We start from the raw sequence: 16,183 nt of genomic DNA on the forward strand, positions 1-16,183 counted from the left end.
ACGCCCGTCCGCGGTGACGTCCCTGGTCTGCGCGGGATAGCAGCCGTCATGTGAGCGCCCTCGCTCTCAGCACGAACAGTCCCTGCGGGCGCACCTGCAGGAACCCGATGATCACCACCAGGACGATGACCTTGGCCAGGCTCGCGTTGGTCCAGAACTCGGCGTAGGAGTTCAGCAGGCCCAGGGCGACGGCCGCGATCACCGCGCCGCGCAGCTGCCCGAGTCCGCCGGCGACCACGACGAGGAACGCGTCCACGATGTAGTAGGTCCCGAGCGCCGGGCCGACCGGGCCGATCAGCGTGAGCGCCACCCCGGCGATGCCCGCCAGGCCGGAGCCGATGAAGAACGTGCGCTGGTCCACCCGCCCGGTGTTGATGCCGCTCACCGCGGCGAGCTGCCGGTTCTGCATGACCGCCTGCATGCGCCGCCCCTGCGAGGTGCGGTTCATGTACGCCCAGATCGCCACGACGCTGCCGACGGCCAGGGCGAAGATGAACAGCCGGTTGTAGGGCAGGATGCCGATGCCGCCCTGCAACCACGCCGGCGCCTGCACCTGGACGTTGGGCGCGCCGAACAGGTCGCGGGCGAGCTGCTGCAGGACCAGGCTGACGCCCCAGGTCAGCAGCAGGGTGTCCAGGGGGCGGCCGTAGAAGTGCCTGATGGCCAGCCGCTCCAGGATCAGGCCCATGACCCCGGCCACGGCGAACGCGACCGGCAGCGCGACCAGCACCGCCTGCCGTCCCGCCCAGTCCTGCATAAGGTAGGCGGTGTACGCGCCCGCCATGATGAACTCGCCGTGCGCCATGTTGATGACGCCCATCTGGCCGAACGTGAACGTCAGGCCGAGTGCGATGAGCAGCAGCACGGCCGCGATCGACAGGCCGATGGGCAGCTGGTTGACTATGGCCTCCATCCGGGGCTCACCTCCCTTGCCTTCCCCGCCGGTTCCGCGTGCCGCCGAGCGGCCGTCTCGCTGTCACTGATGGGTGCTCCTCGCACAGCCGTGTCCTTGGCGTGTCCGGTCACGGGCACCGGGCCCGGTGTCCCGTCGGGGCCAGGACTGGTGTCCCGTCGGGGGGCCGGGCGGGGACCGCTCCCCGCCCGGCCGTGCCGTCCATGGCGATCAGGTGAGGCCGCCGGCCCAGGAGTAGGTCTTCAGATACGGGTCGGGCTTGATCGGCTTGCCGGAGTTCCAGACCTCCTTGATCTGGCCGTCCGGCTCCACGACGCCGATGCGCGCCGTCTTGTACATGTGCTGGTTCTCGCCGTCGATGGTGACCGCGCCCTCGGGCCGGTCCAGCGTGATGCCGCCCGCGGCCTTCTTCACGGCCTCGACCTCGGTCGTCCCGGCCTTCTTGACCGCCTCGGCCCACAGGTAGACCGAGTTGTAGCCGGCCTCCATCGGGTCGGAGGTCACCCGGTCGGCGCCGTACTTGGCCTTGAACGCCGCCACGAACTTGGCGTTGGCCGGGTTGTCGGTGGTCTGGTAGTAGTTCCAGGCGACGAGGTGGCCGGCGATGTTGTCCACGCCGATGCCCTTGACCTCCTCCTCGGCGACGCTGACCGACATGACGGGCATGGCGTCGGCGCCCACCCCGGCGCTCTTCAGCTGCTTGAAGAAGGCGACGTTGCTGTCGCCGTTCAGCGTGTTGAACACCGCGTCCGGCTTCGCCTGGACGACCTTGTTCACGAGCGTGCTGTATTCGGTGTGCCCGAGCGGGGTGTACTCCTCGCCGAGGATCTGCATTCCGTTCGCCGCCGCGTACGCCTTGATAATCTTGTTCGCGGTGCGCGGGAAAACATAGTCGCTGCCGACCAGGAAGATCTTCTTCTTGCCCTTTTCCTTGAGGTAGTCAAGGCCCGGGACGATCTGCTGGTTGGTGGTGGCGCCGGTGTAGAAGATGTACGGCGAGCTCTCCAGCCCCTCGTACTGCACGGGGTACCACAGCAGGGCCTTGCGCTTTTCGAAAACGGGGAGCATGGCCTTGCGGCTGGCCGAGGTCCAGCCGCCGAACACGGTGGCGACCTTGTCCTGCGCGATCAGCTTGGTGGCCTTCTCGGCGAAGGTCGGCCAGTCGGACGCGCCGTCCTCGACGACGGGCACCAACTGCTTGCCCAGTACGCCGCCGGCCTTGTTGATCTCCTCGACGGCCAGCAGCTCGGAGTCACGGACGGTGACCTCGCTGATCGCCATGGTGCCGCTGAGGGAGTGCAGGAGCCCCACCTTGATGGTGTCGCTCCCGCCCGACGCGGCGGTGCCGCCCGTGGTCGTCGATGGCTGACCACCGCAGGCCGCGAGCCCGGTTGCCAGGACCGCCGCGGCGGCCCCGATGCGCCAAGCTGAATTCCGCAATTACTCCTCCTTGCCGATACCGGCCCCCGCACCGACCCGTCTGCCGCCAAGGTGATCGAGTCACGTTTCCCGTGAACGTCGCGATTGTTAATTGCCGTTTACCGGCTCTTCACCGGGTCAACGCGAAGGGACTGTATGGCGCGGCCGTATTGGCCGTTCCGGTGCCGGCCGTTTAGGGTCGGATGGGTACGCCATGGCCGACCCTCTTCGCCGTGAAATGGGCTTCTGAATCGCCGGACGGGTGAATACGCGGGCGCCGTCGCGTCCGACACAGACCGGAAATGCGGGCGACACGTCACCGAAACGACGGTTGCCTAGGGTCCGGCCATGCGGCTCACCCCACACGAACAGGAACGCCTGCTCATCCACGTCGCGGCGGGCGTCGCGCGCGACCGTCAGGCCCGGGGGCTGCGCCTGAACCATCCCGAGGCCACCGCGATCATCGCCTCGTTCCTGCTCGAGGGCGCGCGGGACGGCCGCACCGTCGCCGACCTGATGGAGGCGGGCCGCAAGGTGCTGCGCCGCGAGGACGTCATGGAAGGGATCCCCGAGATGCTCGAATCGGTCCAGATCGAGGCGACCTTCCCCGACGGCACCAAGCTCGTCACCGTCCACCGGCCGATCCTGTGACGCCCGGCCCGATCACGCCCGGCCCGATGATGCCCGGAGAGATCGTCCACGCCGAGGAGCCCATCCCGCTCAACCCCGGGCGCGAGCGCCTGGTGCTGCGCGTGGTGAACACCGCCGACCGGCCCGTCCAGGTGGGGTCGCACTACCACTTCGCCGCCGCCAACCCCGGTCTCGGCTTCGACCGGGAGGCGGCCTGGGGGATGCGGCTGGACGTGCCCGCCGGCACCGCGGTCAGGTTCGAGCCGGGCATCGAGCGGGACGTGACGCTCGTGCCGATCGCCGGGCGGCGCGTCGTCCCGGGTCTGCGCCCCGAATGGGCCGGCCGGCTGGACGCCCGTACGGCGCACCCGGACGCCGGCGCGGGCGGCGGCGGCCCGTCCGAGCCGGGCGCCCGCACGAGCGAGGGAGAGTCCGATGACTGAGCCGCGGCCCTCGATCGAGCGCTCCCGGTACTCCGCGCTGTACGGCCCGACGACCGGCGACCGCATCCGGCTGGCGGACACCGACCTGTTCGTCGAGATCTCCGACGACCTGTCCCAGGGACGCCAGGGCGCCGGCGACGAGGTGGTCTTCGGCGGCGGCAAGGTGATCCGCGAGTCCATGGGCCAGGCCAGGACGACACGCGCCGAGGGCGCCCCCGACCTGGTGATCACCGGGGCGGTCATCCTGGACCACTGGGGCGTGGTCAAGGCCGACATCGGGGTCAGGGACGGACGCATCGTCGCCATCGGCAAGGCGGGGAACCCCGACACCATGGACGGCGTCCACCCCGACCTGGTGATCGGGCCCTCCACCGAGATCCTGGCGGGCAACGGCAGGATCATCACCGCCGGGGCGGTCGACTCGCACGTCCACCTCATCTGCCCGCAGATCGTCGACGAGGCGCTCGCCGCCGGGGTGACCACCGTCATCGGCGGCGGCACCGGTCCGGCCGAGGGCACCAAGGCGACCACCGTCACCGGCACGTGGTACCTGGCCCGGATGCTGGAGTCGATGGACGGCATGCCGGTCAACGTGGCGCTGCTCGGCAAGGGCAACACCGTCAGCGAGGAAGGGCTGCTCGAACAGCTCAGGGCCGGCGCCTCGGGGTTCAAGCTGCACGAAGACTGGGGGACGACGCCGTCGGCCATCGACGCGTGCCTGCGGGTCGCGGACGCCACCGGCGTGCAGGTCGCCATCCACACCGACACGCTGAACGAGGCCGGGTTCGTGGAGTCGACGCTGGGCGCGATCGGCGGCCGCGGGATCCACGCCTACCACACCGAGGGCGCGGGCGGCGGGCACGCGCCCGACATCATCCGCGTCGCGGCGCACGCGAACGTGCTGCCGTCCTCGACGAACCCGACGCGCCCGCACACCGTCAACACCCTCGACGAGCACCTCGACATGCTCATGGTCTGCCACCATCTCAACCCGTCCGTGCCGGAGGACCTGGCCTTCGCCGAGTCGCGCATCCGGCCGACGACGATGGCCGCCGAGGACGTCCTGCACGACATCGGGGCCATCTCCATGATCGGGTCCGACTCGCAGGCGATGGGACGGGTGGGCGAGACGATCATCCGTACCTGGCAGACCGCGCACGTGATGAAGCGGCGCAGGGGGCCGCTGCCCGGTGACGGCCGTGCCGACAACCTGCGCGCTCAGCGCTATGTGGCGAAATATACGATCTGCCCGGCCATCGCCCACGGGCTGGACGCGCACGTCGGCTCGGTGGAGGTCGGCAAGCTCGCCGACCTGGTGCTGTGGGAGCCGGCGTTCTTCGGGGTCAAGCCGCAGCTCGTCGTCAAGGGCGGCGTCATCGCCTACGCGCAGATGGGCGACGCCAACGCCTCCATCCCCACCCCCCAGCCCGTCATGCCGCGGCCGATGTTCGGCGCCGCACCGGTCACCGCCGCGGCCACGTCCCTGCACTTCGTCGCGCCGCTCGCCATCGAGGGCGGCCTGGCGGACCGGCTGCGGGTGAACCGGCGGCTGGCGCCGGTCGCCGACGTGCGCACGCGCCGAAAGGAGTCCATGCCGCTGAACGACGCGCTCCCCGACATCGAGGTGGACCCCGACACCTTCGCGGTCCGCGTCGAGGGGGAGCTCATCGAGCCGGCCCCGGCCGTGGAGCTTCCCATGGCCCAGCGCTACTTCCTGTTCTGACCGGGCTCTGGTCATGGACGCGGCGCTGCTGCTTCTCGCCGACTCCCGGCTCCCGGCCGGTGGCCACGGCCACTCCGGGGGCGCGGAGCAGGCGGTACGCATCGGGGCGATCACCGGCCCGGAGGAACTGGCGCGGTTCCTCCGTGGCCGGCTCGCCACCTCAGGCCTGGTGGCCGCCGCTCTCTCCGCCGCCGCCTGCGCCCTCGCGACCCCCACCGACGTCGCCGACGACGAGCGGGCGTGGCGGGAGCTGGACGCGGAGGCCGACGCCCGTACGGCCTCGCCTGCGCAGCGGAACGCGGCGCGCACCCAGGGCAGGCTGCTGCTGCGGAGCGCCCGCCGCATCTGGCCCTCCGCCGTCCTGGACACCCTCGCGCGCGCCGTCCCCGACGGCGCCCACCACCCGATCGCGCTCGGCGCGGTGGCCGCCGCCGCCGGCTGCTCGCCCCACGACGCGGCGCTGGCCGCCGCGTACACCTCGATCACCGGACCGGCCACCGCGGCCGTCCGGCTGCTCGGGCTCGACCCCGTCGTCGTGCACCGGGTGCTCGCCGGCCTCGTGCCGGACCTGTCCGGCGTCGCCCGCACGGCCGCCGCGAAGGCGGCCCCGGCGCACGCCCCGGGCCCGGCCGGCGAGGCCGTCTCCCGCACCGCGTGGGAAGGCCTTCCCGCGCACGCCGCTCCCGCACTCGACCTGCTGGCCGAACAGCACCTACGCACGGAGGTACGGCTCTTTGTCAGCTAACCACGAGGACCGTCACCCGTCCTCTGACCCCCACGGAAGGGCGCTGCGCCTCGGCGTCGGCGGCCCGGTAGGAAGCGGCAAGACGGCGCTGGTCGCCGCGCTGTGCCGCACGCTCGGCCCGGTGCTGCGGCTGGGCGTGGTCACCAACGACATCTACACCACCGAGGACGCCGACTTCCTGCGCAGGGCCGGCGTCCTGGACCCCGAGCGCATCGTGGCCGTGCAGACCGGCTGCTGCCCGCACACCGCGATCCGCGACGACATCGCCGCCAACATCGACGCCGTCGAGACCCTGGAGGAACGCCACGGACCGCTGGACCTGGTGATCGTCGAGAGCGGCGGCGACAATCTGACCGCCACCTTCAGCCGGGGACTCGCCGACCAGCAGATCTTCGTGCTCGACGTGTCGGGCGGGGACAAGGTGCCGCGCAAAGGCGGCCCCGGCGTCACCTCGGCCGACCTGCTGGTGGTCAACAAGACCGACCTGGCGAAACACGTGGGAGCCGATCTGACCGTGATGTCCAGGGACGCGGCGGCCGTCCGCGACGGCAAACCGGTGCTGTTCACCTCGATCAGGGAGGTGCCGGAGGTGTACGCCGTGGCCGAATGGGTGCACGGGGTGGTCCAGTCGTGGTCGCACGCCCGCTCCCACCCCCACGGCCCCGCCGTCCCCGCCCCGAACGCCTGACCCACCCGCCCATGCACGAGACCACCCATCCCGTCCTGCGCCCACAGCCCCCGGGCACCGGCCACCACGACCCGGGCGCCCGGCCACCCGACACCGGGCGGCAGCGGCCCGGTCCGCGGACCCCGGCCGCCGACCTGCCAGGACCGGACGCGCGGCCACCGGCCGACGACCGACCGGAGCAGGACGCGCGGCCACCGGTCACCGGTCACCGGCGGCCGCCCGGCGCCCGGGCGACCGCCGGGCGGCGTGGGTTCGAGGCGCGGGCGGCGGTGGGCACCGAGTCCTCCGGTGGGCGCACCGTGCTCGGGACGCTGCGCTCGGACCCGCCGCTGACCCTGCGGCAGACCGGGCCGGACACGGTTCACCTGGTCTCGACCGCCGCCGGGCCGCTCGGCGGCGACCGTCTCACGCTGGAGATCGACGTCGCCGCGGGAACGCGCCTCACCATCGCCTCGGTGGCGAGCACGCTCGTCCTGCCGGGGGACGGAGAGTCGGTCATGGTGGTGCGGGCCCGGGTCGGCGCGGGGGCGACGCTGGTGTACGCCCCGGAACCGACGGTCCTGGCGGCCGGATGCGACCATCGCATGATCGTCCGCCTGACCCTGGCGGAGGGCGCGTCGGTGTCGTGGCGCGAGGAGATCGCCTTCGGCCGGTACGGCGAGCCGCCGGGCCGCTGCCACGCCCGCTTCGACGCGACCATCGACGGCGTGCCTCTGCTCCGTCAGGACTTCGTGGTCGGGGACCCCGCCGCGGACGGCAGCCCCGCGGTGTACGGCGACGCCCGCTGCGTCGGCAACATCCTGCTCACCGGCCCGGCCTTCGCCCGCCCGCAGGCCGCGACCGCCTCGCGGCCGGGCGAACCGGCCCTCACCCCGCCGGTCGCCGGTGCGGCCTCGCCCTCGTCCGGCGCGGAGGGGAGCGGCGCCGTGCTCGCCGAAGGCTGCGCCGTCCTCCCGCTCGCCGGGCCCGGCACGCTGATCTCCGCCCTCGCCCCCGACGCCCCCACCCTGCGCTCCCGCCTCACCTGGGGCGCCGCGCAGGCGACCGCACCCTTCGATGACGGTGACTGACGGACGCGTCCGAGCAGGCCCGGGGCCCCGGGAAGGGACATCGGGCGTCTTGGGCGAGGATCAGTCGTAGAAGCCCAGGCGGCGGAGCTGTTTGGGGTCGCGTTGCCAGTCTTTGGCCACCTTGATGCGCAGGTCGAGGTAGACGTGGGTGCCGAGGAGCGCTTCGATCTGCTTGCGGGCGCGGGTGCCGACGTCCTTGAGCCGGGCGCCCTTGGGGCCGATGACGATGGCCTTCTGGGACGGGCGCTCGACGAACATGTGGGCGTACACGTCGAGCAGGTCGTCGCGGCCCTCCCGCGGGGTCATCTCCTCGACGACGACGGCGATCGAGTGGGGAAGCTCGTCGCGGACGCCTTCTAGAGCCGCCTCACGGATCAGCTCGCCGACCAGCACCTGCTCGGGCTCGTCGGTCAGCTGACCGTCCATGTAGAGCGGCGGGGAGTGCGGGAGGCGCTCGATCAGCAGGTCGCCCAGCACGTCGAGCTGCTCCCCCGACTGGGCGGAGACCGGGACGATCTCGGCGAAGTCCGCCAGCCGCGAGACGTCGAGCAGACGGGAGGCGATCTGCTCGCGGGAGGCCAGGTCGCACTTGGTGACCACGGCGACCACGGGGGTCTTCTTGACGGCCGCGAGCTTCTCGGCGATGAACCGGTCGCCCTTGCCGATCTCCTCGTTGGCGGGCACGCAGAAGCCGATGACGTCGACCTCGGTCAGGGTGGACAGCACGAGGCTGTCGAGCCGCTCGCCGAGCAGGGTGCGGGGCCGGTGCAGGCCCGGCGTGTCGACGATGACGAGCTGGGCGGCGGGCCGGTTGACGATGCCGCGGATGGCGCGGCGGGTCGTCTGCGGCTTGGAGGAGGTGATCGCCACCTTGGCGCCGACCAGCGCATTCATCAGCGTCGACTTGCCGACGTTGGGCCTGCCGACGAAGCAGGCGAACCCGGCACGGAACTCAGCGGCTGAGGAACTCACGCCACCCATTGTCCCCGATCAGAGCGACCGCCCCTCCCCGCCACCAGGACGACGGGCCCCGTCACGGGCCGGGCGGGGCCCTTCACCGGGCGGGCAGGGCCCCCGCACGGGCCGGGCGGGCCCCCTCGCGAGCCGGGCCGGGCGGGTCAGCGGTAGCGGCCCTTGAGGGCGCCGTCGGGGGCGGCGAGGAAGAGGATGGCGTCGCCGAGGTCCTGGACGACCGCCATGTCCTGGTCGCCGGGCTCCTCCTCGTCGGTGACCAGGGCGGCGGCCTCCAGGGAGACCGCTCCGCTGGAGACGGCCATGGCCACGGCGACCTGGATCGCGGACAGCCGCAGCGAGGGCAGGTCCACGTTGGTCGCGGTGTAGGTGCGCCCGGTCTCGTCGCGGACGGCGGCGCCCTGGGCCGTCCCGTTGCGGGCGCGGGCGGCGCGGGCCAATGTGATGATCTTGCTGTCCTCGGCGCCGAGGATGGTGTCGGTCACGGGCATCAGGCTACTGGGCGGCCCCGCGGTCACCGGCCCGCGGTACGGGTCCGTCATGCGTCGCGATCGCTCCTTCTCGGGCCGGACGCCCCCACCCCTCGCCTCTTGGCCCCGGCAGGGGCCGGGCAGGCCGGGAAATGGGATTTCCGGTAATTAGCACGGTCCATTCAATACGCAAGGACACCTTTCCTGTGCGCAGGGTGATCAACGCCCGAAAAGCGGTCGTCGCGCGATATATCCGGCAATCGGCGACCCGCCATTGGCTAGGCTTCTCCGTCGTATTCGGACAGGCGCTCCGGACGCCGGCGGTCGCCCCGCGGGAGGCGGCCGGGGTCGCCTCGCCGGGAGATGGAGCTGATGCATGGTCGCTCGGGGGATCCTCGCCGGCGCGCTGGCGCTCGCGCTCGCCACCGGACCGGACGCGGCGGCGTCGGCGCTCACGGCGCCCACGATGGCCCTGCGCGCGCCGGAGCAGTGCTCGCCGCCGCACGGCGGCACCCAGGTCGGCGAGTCGTGGGCGCAGCGCCGACTGGCGTTCACCGGGGTCTGGCCGCTCACCAAGGGCGAGGGCGTGACCGTGGCGCTGATCGACAGCGGGGTGGACACGCGCCATCCTCAGGTCCGGGTCGCCCGGTCGGTCGACCTGACCGGCACCGGCCCGCTCGACTGCGTCGGCCACGGCACGGCGGTGGCCGGGATCATCGCCGGAGCCGACATGAAGGAGATCCCCTTCGCGGGCGTGGCGCCCAAGGCGCGGCTCATCTCCATCAAGCAGACCAACAGCGAGCGCGGGGACGTGGCGCTGCTGGCCCAGGGCATCAAGCAGGCGGCAGACCTGGGCGCCCAGGTCGTCAACATCTCCGTCCAGACCAGCGACCAGCCCGACCTGAAGGCGGCCGTCGAGTACGCGCTGGCCAAGGACGTCGTCATCGTGGCCGCCGCCGGGAACATCAGGAAGGAGGACGGCACCCCCGCCGCCGTCTACCCGGCCTCCTACCCGGGCGTGCTGTCGGTCGGCTCGGCCGGCCCGGACGGCAGGCGCAACGACTTCTCCAACTCCGTGACGCCGGTCTCGGTGATCGCGCCGGGTCAGGACATCACCAGCACCTGGCCGGGCGGCGCCTACCGCCAGGACCTGGAGGGCACCAGCTACGCCGCGCCGTACGTGGCCGGGGTGGCGGCCTTGGTGCGCGCGCGGCATCCGGAACTGGACAACGTGCGGGTGCGGCGGCGCATCGAGATCACCGCCGACGGCGCGTCGGGCACGGGGACCGGCGCGGGCATGGTGAACCCGCTGATGGCGGTGTCGGAGATCCTGCCGTCCGAGGTGGTGGCCATCGCGCCCCGCCCGGCCCAGGCGCTTCCCTCGACGATCGTGACCCGGCCGCGGCCCGCGGACCAGGAGGCGATCAACGTCTCCGCCGCGGTGGCGGTGATCGCGGTGCTCGCGGCGGGGCTGGTGGCGGCCGTGGGCGTCGTCATCCCCATGGGGCGCCGCCGCGGGTGGCGGCCGGGCCGCGCGGTGACCCCGGGCGAGTGAGCGGCGACCCGGCGCGAGGGGTGGAAAGCCCGGGTGAAGTGGCGGGACGGAAGCGCTTGTACGGGATGAGATGAATCGCCCTATCCGTTTCCCCGCCCCCAAGATCAACGAAACCGTAACATGTGATGCAGACGTGACAAATTACGTTAAGTGCGACTCAAACATGTGGTGTCATGATGCTTGAGATCTCCAGGGGCTTGAGATGATCCACAGGGGAAGGCGATAAAGGACATGCAGTCGTTGCTGCCGGATGACCCCAAGCAGGTGGGCGCGTACACGCTTCTCGGGCGACTGGGTGAGGGAACCCGGGGCGTCGTCTACCTTGGCCGCCTCTCCGGTGAAGCGCCGATCGCAGCGCCCACGGCCGCCGAGGCCGAGGCCCCCGCCGAGTCCGGCACCCAGGGCGAGAGCGCCGCCGCGACCGGAACGCCCGCCGAGTCCGCCCCCTCCCCCGCCACGGGCGAGCCCGGCCGGCTGTTCGTCGTCAAGCTGCTGCCCCCGTGGCCGGAGGCCGGCGACGAGGCCCGCGCGCGGGTGGTCGACGACCTGTCCGCCGCCCAGCGGGTGTCCAGCGCCTACGCGGTGCGCAGCGTCGACGCCGGCTGGATCGACGACCGCGCCTACGTGGTGCGCGAGCACGTCGAGGGCCGCTCGCTCCGCGAGGCCGTCGAACTGGACGGCCCGCTGACCGGCGACGCCCTCGAGCGCGTCGCCGTCGGCACGCTGACGGCGCTCACCGCCGTCCACCTGGCCGGCATCGCCCACCGCGGCCTCACCCCCGACAACGTCCTGCTGTCCGCCGACGGGCCCCGCGTCTGCGACTTCGGCCTCGGCGAGACGGCCTACCGCTCCCCGGAGCAGGTGCGCGGCGAGCCCACCGGCCCCGCCGCCGACCTGTTCGCCTGGGCGAGCACGATGGTGTTCGCCGCGACCGGCGCCGAGCCGTTCGGCGAGGACGCCGAGGCGATCGCCACGGCCCGCGCCGACCTCGGCGGCCTTCCCGCGCCGCTGCGTGACGTCGTGGGCTCCTGCCTGGCCAAGATGCCCGCCGAGCGGCCCACCGCCCAGGGCGCGATGCTGTGGCTGCTCGGCGAGGAGAAGGCGGCCCCGCCCGCCCCGGCGATCCCGGCCGCGCCCGTCCCCGGCGCGCCCCTGGTCGGCATCCCCGTCCCGGGCGTCCCCGGCGCGTCCTCCTCCAGCACGCCGACCGTCCCGGCCGGGCCCGCGGGTCAGGCCGGTCCGGCGGGACCCGCGGGTGACCCGCCGCAGCACACGTTGATGGAGGCGGGCGGCTCGGTCGCGCCGCCTCCGGCCGTCGTCCCGCAGGGCACGGAGAGTCTGCCCCCGACGGTGTACGCGGCCGAGCCGCAGCCGCCGGCCCCGCCGGTGTGGGGCGCTCCCGCCCTCCCGTCGGAGGAGCCCGCGCGGCCCGAGTTGCCGGCCGCCGCCGGAGGCGAGGCGCCGCCCGCCGCGCCGGTGCGCAAGAGGACCGGCGCCCACTTCCCCGTCGGCCTGGCCGCGGGCGTCGGCGTCGTGATCGGCCTGTCCGGCCTGGGTCTGTGGGGCGCCGGCCACTACGCGGGCAGCAGCCAGCAGATCGGCCGGGTCGCGGCCGAGGGACAGGCCGGCGGCACGAACGTCCCCGAGCCGTCCGGCGGCCTGGGCGACGTCGCCGGCGTCGGCGGCGTCGGCGAGAGCACCGCGCCGCGCCCGCAGGTCACCGTGCCGTGGGCCGGCTCCCCCGCTCCGCAGCAGACCGGCGTCTACCCGATGCAGCTGACGACGTCGAGCCCCGCGGCGAACATCCCGAACTTCTCGCCCGGCCCGCAGTTCACCCCGCCGCCGATCCCGTCGGCCCCGCCGACGCCCACGCGGTCGTCGCCGACCCCGGTGCCGACGGTCACCGTCACCATGACGCCGAGCCCGGTGGTCAGCCCGTCCGCGGAGCCGACCCCCACGCCCAGCCCGTCCGGGCCCGACCAGTCGCCGCAGCCGTCGGTCACCCCCACCCCGGACCCCTCGGGCCCGGGCAGCCCGACGCCTTCGCCGTCGCCGAGCGGGCCGCTGAGCCTGGTGCCCACGCCCACGCCGAGCCCGACGCCCACCACCTCCGGCCCGGCGTCCCCGCACCCGAGCTCCCCGTCGCCGCGGCCCACGCCGAGCGTGTCCAGGTCGTTCACGCCGCGGCCCCCGCACGTGTGGAGCCCGCGGCCCAGCGTGTCGGCCAGGCCGACGGGCACCCGGACGCCGGCCCCGAGGCCGACCGTCACCCGTACCGCCACGGCGACGCCGGCTCCCAAGCCGGCCACCAACCCCTTCACCCCGCAGCAGGTGTGCAACGGGTCGGGCAAGGGCACCGGCTTCGCCGTCCAGCGGCAGAGCGCGTTCACCGGCGGTGTGACCTACCAGCTCTACAACCTCGCCACCGGCTTCAACTGCGTGGTCACCATGAAGACGCAGAACATCGGCGTGCTCAGCCCGGTGTCGGCGACGCTGGAGGTGCAGGGCTCCGCCCCGGTCAGCGAGAGCGGGTCGTTCAAGTACTACGCCGGGCCGGTGGTCATGCAGGGCAAGGGCAAGTGCGTGCGCTTCAGCGGCAGCGCGGGCAGCGGCTCCACCGCGGCGCCGTTCGGCAACTGCGGCTGACCCACCCCGATCGTCCATCCCCGACGAGGCTCGGCCCGCACCGGCGGCCGGGCCTCGTCTCGTACCGCGAAGCGAAGGATGCGCGTATGACGACCAACGGCGGACCGTACTCCCCCACCGGCGACCCCGAGGTGGACGAGGTGCTGGAGGCGCTCGCGGCGCAGTCGGCGAGGTTCGAGGCGGTCGGGCGGCGGCTGTCGGAGACGCGCGGACGAGGCGAGGCCGAGGACGGCCGCGTGATCGTGGAGGCGCTTCCCGGCGGTTCCCTGGTGGCCCTGCGCATCGACCCGCGCGCCATGCGGCTCGGGTCCGAGGCGCTGGCCGAGGCGATCCTGGTGGCCGCCAGGCGAGCCGAGGCCGACGCCGCCGACCGGGCCGAGTCGCTGATGGCCCCCCTGGTCGCGGAGCCCCCGCCCGCGGGCGCTCTGCCGCACGACTGATCCCGGGGACGCGCGCCGCACTAGAGTGATCGCCGTGGAGGGGTGGGAGCCGGCGGGTGCGTTCGAAGAGGGCCTCGGCTCGGCGTTCGCGGCCGGAGACCTGGCCCTGTGCCTCGGCCTGCTCCGCCTGGCACAGCTCGCCCTGCCGGTCAGCCCGGCGGCCGCCGCCGGGCGCGAGCCGGTGGCCTGGCCCACCGCGTCGGACGCCGAGGGCACCTGGATCCTCGCCTACACCTCCGCGCGGGCCATGCGGGCCGGCATCGGCGAGGTCACCGCGCACCACCGCGTCGTCACGCTGCCCGAGCTGGCCGCGGGCTGGCCCGACCCGCGCTGGGGGCTGGCGGTCAACCCCGGGCTCCCCGTGCACTTCTTCCTGCGGTCCGGCACGGTGGCCAGGCTCGCCGTCCCCTCCCTGGCCGAGGAGCGCCTCGCCGACCCCGGCGCGGGCCTGCCGGTCGTGCAGAAGCCGCTGACGCCCCGCGACCTGTACGCGTACCTGGCCGAAGGGGAGACCCGGGTGTCGGGGTACTGCCACCGCGCGCTGGACGTGGCGCACATCGCGACCCCCGCCGTGCTGGCCGACGCGCTCGGCATGGCGGAGGTGGACGGGGTGCTCACCGACGAGGGCTCGGTGAACCTGCTGCGGTGGGCGGCCGTGGGGCTGAACCTCTACCGCACGCCCTACGGCGGCGTGGACGAGGAGAGCAGGGCGGCCGTGGAGGGCCTGTTCATCGAGGAGCCGCCGTTCGTCGGCCTCGGGCTGGCGCCGAACGTCGACCAGGTGATCCGCGAGTACAAGGTGGACGGCGTCGGCCTGCCGCACGGGGCCGAGATCTGGGAGCTGACCGACGCCGGGGTGCAGCACCGCCGCGCGGTGTACGACGGCGACCTGGAGCGCTGGCTGCTGGTCCAGGCCGCGCCGCCGACCGGCACCCCTCCAGGCGAGGAGTGGGGCCTCCTCTCTGAGGAGGGGAGCCTTCTCAGAGAGGAAGAAGGTCTGCCCGAGGAGGTCTGGAGCGCTCCCGGCGCTCCCCGCGGTCCCCGCGGTCCCGGTGGTCCCCGCGGTCCCGGTGGTCCCGGCGGTCCCGGCGAGGGGCGGGCGCGGTGAGGTGGCACGGCTACCGCGTCCGCTGGCGGGGTGAGGAGTACGAGGCCGCCCCCGACCCGCGTCCGGACGGGCTGTGGATGCGGCTGCGCGCCGCCGGGCCGGTGGACGGCTTCGAGCCGGTCGCTCCCGGTCGTCACGTGCGGCCGGTGCCGGCGGGCGAGTGCGAGCGGGTCGTCTTCGTGACGACGGCCTGCCTGTGGCGCGGGGCGCCCTGCCAGGTGCGGGCCGAGCGTGAGGGCGAGCTGCTGGTCGAGTACACCGGAGGGCTGCTGCCGGTGGCGCGGGCGCTCGGGTTCGAGCGGGTCGAGCGGGGCGTGCACCGGGCCTGGGTGTCCCGGGACGAGGTCGCCGACCTTCATGAGCAGGCCGTTCTCCTGGACCTGTGACCTCAGCGGGGGCGGGGGAACGCCGTGTCCGTTTTCTGGTGATACGGCAGACCGGAATACTCACATAACCGGCAATGCGGAAGAAAAGCCGGATTCGACGCACAACGCTTGCCGAGTTAAATCCTGGAATGTCACAATGTCCGATCAAGCGACTGTTTCCCTGAAGTTAGGGCACGGTTACGGTGCCGTTAAGCACCTGGCACCGTGGGGACAGGTGCTCGGGGAGGTCATGTGGAGGGATTCGCCGGTGGGGACGCGGCCGAGATGCGGGCTTATGCCGAGGAGCTCCGCGCCGCCTTCATGCGCCTTCAGGAACAGGCGCCCGAGACGCACCGCAGGGCCCGCGCCGTACAGGTCACGGAAAAGTCTGAGGACGGGCTGATCGCCGCCACCGTCGGAGCGCGCGGCGACCTCATCCGCCTCGACATCGACCCGCGCATCTACCGGCGGCCCGACTCCCGCGAGCTCGCCGACTCCATCACCGCGACGGTGCGGCGGGCCGCCGCGAAGGCGCAGGCGGAGGTCATCGAGCTGTTCGCGCCGCTGGTCCCCCGCGAGCAGATGAGAGCCCACCTCGACGGAGACCTCGACAGCGTGCTGGAGCAGATGGCCCAGCAGATGCTCGGAAGGCGGTGACCCGCGATGCCGGAGAACGTCGACGTCCACGCCCCCACCGCCGTCCAGGCGCTGGCCCAGTGGGACGCCGCCACCAGCGGCATCACCCGCGCGTTGAAGGAGGGCCAGGCGCGCATCCAGCGGCTCGTCGCGGCGGCGCCCTGGGGCGACGACTCCGCCGGCGCGTCCTTCCACACGGCCTACATCAAGGACGCCAGTCCCGAGATGCTCGCCCGCATCGGCGAGATGGTCATGCAGGACGTCGAGGAGGTGGGCGGCAAGGTCCGCACGGCCGTCGGTAACACGCGCCGCACGGACAAGGCCCAGGCCGGCACCACCCTGAGCATTTGACCCCGGCGA

17 protein-coding genes are annotated in these 16,183 nt (G+C 73.2%); 13 read left to right on the forward strand and 4 right to left on the reverse strand.

Features of this window, described 5'->3' with window-relative positions:
- Positions 1 to 46: 46 nt before the first annotated feature.
- Together urtB and urtA are read right to left on the reverse strand one after the other, a co-directional pair.
- On the reverse strand, positions 47 to 913 hold the full coding sequence (gene urtB / locus ABZT47_RS01640) for an urea ABC transporter permease subunit UrtB (RefSeq protein ID WP_354834943.1): 867 nt from the start codon (positions 911 to 913) through the stop codon (positions 47 to 49).
- 210 nt (positions 914 to 1,123) lie between these two features.
- On the reverse strand, positions 1,124 to 2,353 hold the full coding sequence (gene urtA, locus ABZT47_RS01645; RefSeq protein WP_354834945.1) for an urea ABC transporter substrate-binding protein: 1,230 nt from the start codon (positions 2,351 to 2,353) through the stop codon (positions 1,124 to 1,126).
- A 327-nt stretch (positions 2,354 to 2,680) separates the two neighbouring features.
- On the opposite strand from urtA, the gene ABZT47_RS01650 reads away from it, so the two are divergent.
- The 6 genes from ABZT47_RS01650 to ABZT47_RS01675 are packed head-to-tail and all read left to right on the forward strand — an operon-like array spanning position 2,681 to position 7,631.
- Positions 2,681 to 2,983: an urease subunit gamma gene (locus ABZT47_RS01650; protein ID WP_354834947.1), complete on the forward strand. Its 303-nt coding sequence runs from the start codon at positions 2,681 to 2,683 to the stop codon at positions 2,981 to 2,983.
- Positions 2,984 to 3,009: 26 nt separating this feature from the next.
- Positions 3,010 to 3,405, forward strand: a complete 396-nt coding sequence (locus ABZT47_RS01655) for an urease subunit beta (RefSeq protein WP_354834949.1) — start codon at positions 3,010 to 3,012, stop codon at positions 3,403 to 3,405.
- The gene (locus tag ABZT47_RS01660) at positions 3,398 to 5,128 is read left to right on the forward strand and encodes an urease subunit alpha (protein ID WP_354834951.1); all 1,731 of its coding nucleotides are present in this window, start codon (positions 3,398 to 3,400) and stop codon (positions 5,126 to 5,128) included. Before ABZT47_RS01655 ends, ABZT47_RS01660 begins: the two co-directional genes overlap by 8 nt.
- Positions 5,129 to 5,141: 13 nt before the next feature.
- A complete protein-coding gene (locus tag ABZT47_RS01665; RefSeq protein ID WP_354834953.1) occupies positions 5,142 to 5,873 on the forward strand; it encodes an urease accessory UreF family protein in 732 nt (243 codons plus the stop codon).
- Positions 5,863 to 6,561, forward strand: coding sequence for an urease accessory protein UreG (gene ureG / locus ABZT47_RS01670; protein WP_354834955.1), 699 nt, complete (start codon positions 5,863 to 5,865; stop codon positions 6,559 to 6,561). Before ABZT47_RS01665 ends, ureG begins: the two co-directional genes overlap by 11 nt.
- A gap of 11 nt (positions 6,562 to 6,572) precedes the next feature.
- Positions 6,573 to 7,631, forward strand: coding sequence for an urease accessory protein UreD (locus ABZT47_RS01675; protein ID WP_354834957.1), 1,059 nt, complete (start codon positions 6,573 to 6,575; stop codon positions 7,629 to 7,631).
- A 60-nt stretch (positions 7,632 to 7,691) separates the two neighbouring features.
- Here ABZT47_RS01675 and era read toward each other — a convergent pair whose 3' ends face one another.
- On the reverse strand, positions 7,692 to 8,612 hold the full coding sequence (gene era / locus ABZT47_RS01680; RefSeq protein ID WP_354834959.1) for a GTPase Era: 921 nt from the start codon (positions 8,610 to 8,612) through the stop codon (positions 7,692 to 7,694).
- A gap of 137 nt (positions 8,613 to 8,749) precedes the next feature.
- Positions 8,750 to 9,088, reverse strand: coding sequence for a cytidine deaminase (locus ABZT47_RS01685; RefSeq protein ID WP_354834961.1), 339 nt, complete (start codon positions 9,086 to 9,088; stop codon positions 8,750 to 8,752).
- Between the two features lie 361 nt (positions 9,089 to 9,449).
- On the opposite strand from ABZT47_RS01685, the gene mycP reads away from it, so the two are divergent.
- From mycP to ABZT47_RS01720, 7 genes are all read left to right on the forward strand, one after another.
- Positions 9,450 to 10,628, forward strand: a complete 1,179-nt coding sequence (gene mycP, locus ABZT47_RS01690; protein WP_354834963.1) for a type VII secretion-associated serine protease mycosin — start codon at positions 9,450 to 9,452, stop codon at positions 10,626 to 10,628.
- A gap of 231 nt (positions 10,629 to 10,859) precedes the next feature.
- The gene (locus tag ABZT47_RS01695; RefSeq protein ID WP_354834965.1) at positions 10,860 to 13,274 is read left to right on the forward strand and encodes a serine/threonine-protein kinase; all 2,415 of its coding nucleotides are present in this window, start codon (positions 10,860 to 10,862) and stop codon (positions 13,272 to 13,274) included.
- Positions 13,275 to 13,360: 86 nt separating this feature from the next.
- Positions 13,361 to 13,714 (forward strand): YbaB/EbfC family nucleoid-associated protein, encoded by a 354-nt coding sequence (locus ABZT47_RS01700; protein WP_354834967.1) that lies wholly within the window; start codon positions 13,361 to 13,363, stop codon positions 13,712 to 13,714.
- A gap of 34 nt (positions 13,715 to 13,748) precedes the next feature.
- Entirely contained in the window at positions 13,749 to 14,822 is a 1,074-nt protein-coding gene (locus tag ABZT47_RS01705) for an SseB family protein (RefSeq protein WP_354834969.1), read from the forward strand.
- On the forward strand, positions 14,819 to 15,208 hold the full coding sequence (locus ABZT47_RS01710; RefSeq protein WP_354834971.1) for a hypothetical protein: 390 nt from the start codon (positions 14,819 to 14,821) through the stop codon (positions 15,206 to 15,208). Before ABZT47_RS01705 ends, ABZT47_RS01710 begins: the two co-directional genes overlap by 4 nt.
- Before the next feature lie 231 nt (positions 15,209 to 15,439).
- Positions 15,440 to 15,844, forward strand: a complete 405-nt coding sequence (locus ABZT47_RS01715; RefSeq protein ID WP_354834973.1) for a YbaB/EbfC family nucleoid-associated protein — start codon at positions 15,440 to 15,442, stop codon at positions 15,842 to 15,844.
- A gap of 6 nt (positions 15,845 to 15,850) precedes the next feature.
- A complete protein-coding gene (locus ABZT47_RS01720) occupies positions 15,851 to 16,174 on the forward strand; it encodes a hypothetical protein (RefSeq protein ID WP_354834975.1) in 324 nt (107 codons plus the stop codon).
- Positions 16,175 to 16,183 lie beyond the last annotated feature (9 nt).

The organism is Sphaerisporangium sp. NPDC005289 (assembly GCF_040607455.1).
Taxonomy (GTDB): Bacteria; Actinomycetota; Actinomycetes; order Streptosporangiales; family Streptosporangiaceae; genus Sphaerisporangium; species Sphaerisporangium rhizosphaerae.

Coding starts and splice junctions, on each gene's coding strand:
- urtB (WP_354834943.1), bottom strand. CDS start 913: ATGGAGGCCATAGTCAACCAGCTGCCCATCGGCCTGTCGATCGCGGCC.
- ABZT47_RS01650 (WP_354834947.1), top strand. CDS start 2,681: ATGCGGCTCACCCCACACGAACAGGAACGCCTGCTCATCCACGTCGCG.
- ABZT47_RS01655 (WP_354834949.1), top strand. CDS start 3,010: ATGATGCCCGGAGAGATCGTCCACGCCGAGGAGCCCATCCCGCTCAAC.
- ABZT47_RS01660 (WP_354834951.1), top strand. CDS start 3,398: ATGACTGAGCCGCGGCCCTCGATCGAGCGCTCCCGGTACTCCGCGCTG.
- ABZT47_RS01665 (WP_354834953.1), top strand. CDS start 5,142: ATGGACGCGGCGCTGCTGCTTCTCGCCGACTCCCGGCTCCCGGCCGGT.
- ABZT47_RS01675 (WP_354834957.1), top strand. CDS start 6,573: ATGCACGAGACCACCCATCCCGTCCTGCGCCCACAGCCCCCGGGCACC.
- era (WP_354834959.1), bottom strand. CDS start 8,612: ATGGGTGGCGTGAGTTCCTCAGCCGCTGAGTTCCGTGCCGGGTTCGCC.
- mycP (WP_354834963.1), top strand. CDS start 9,450: ATGGTCGCTCGGGGGATCCTCGCCGGCGCGCTGGCGCTCGCGCTCGCC.
- ABZT47_RS01695 (WP_354834965.1), top strand. CDS start 10,860: ATGCAGTCGTTGCTGCCGGATGACCCCAAGCAGGTGGGCGCGTACACG.
- ABZT47_RS01700 (WP_354834967.1), top strand. CDS start 13,361: ATGACGACCAACGGCGGACCGTACTCCCCCACCGGCGACCCCGAGGTG.
- ABZT47_RS01720 (WP_354834975.1), top strand. CDS start 15,851: ATGCCGGAGAACGTCGACGTCCACGCCCCCACCGCCGTCCAGGCGCTG.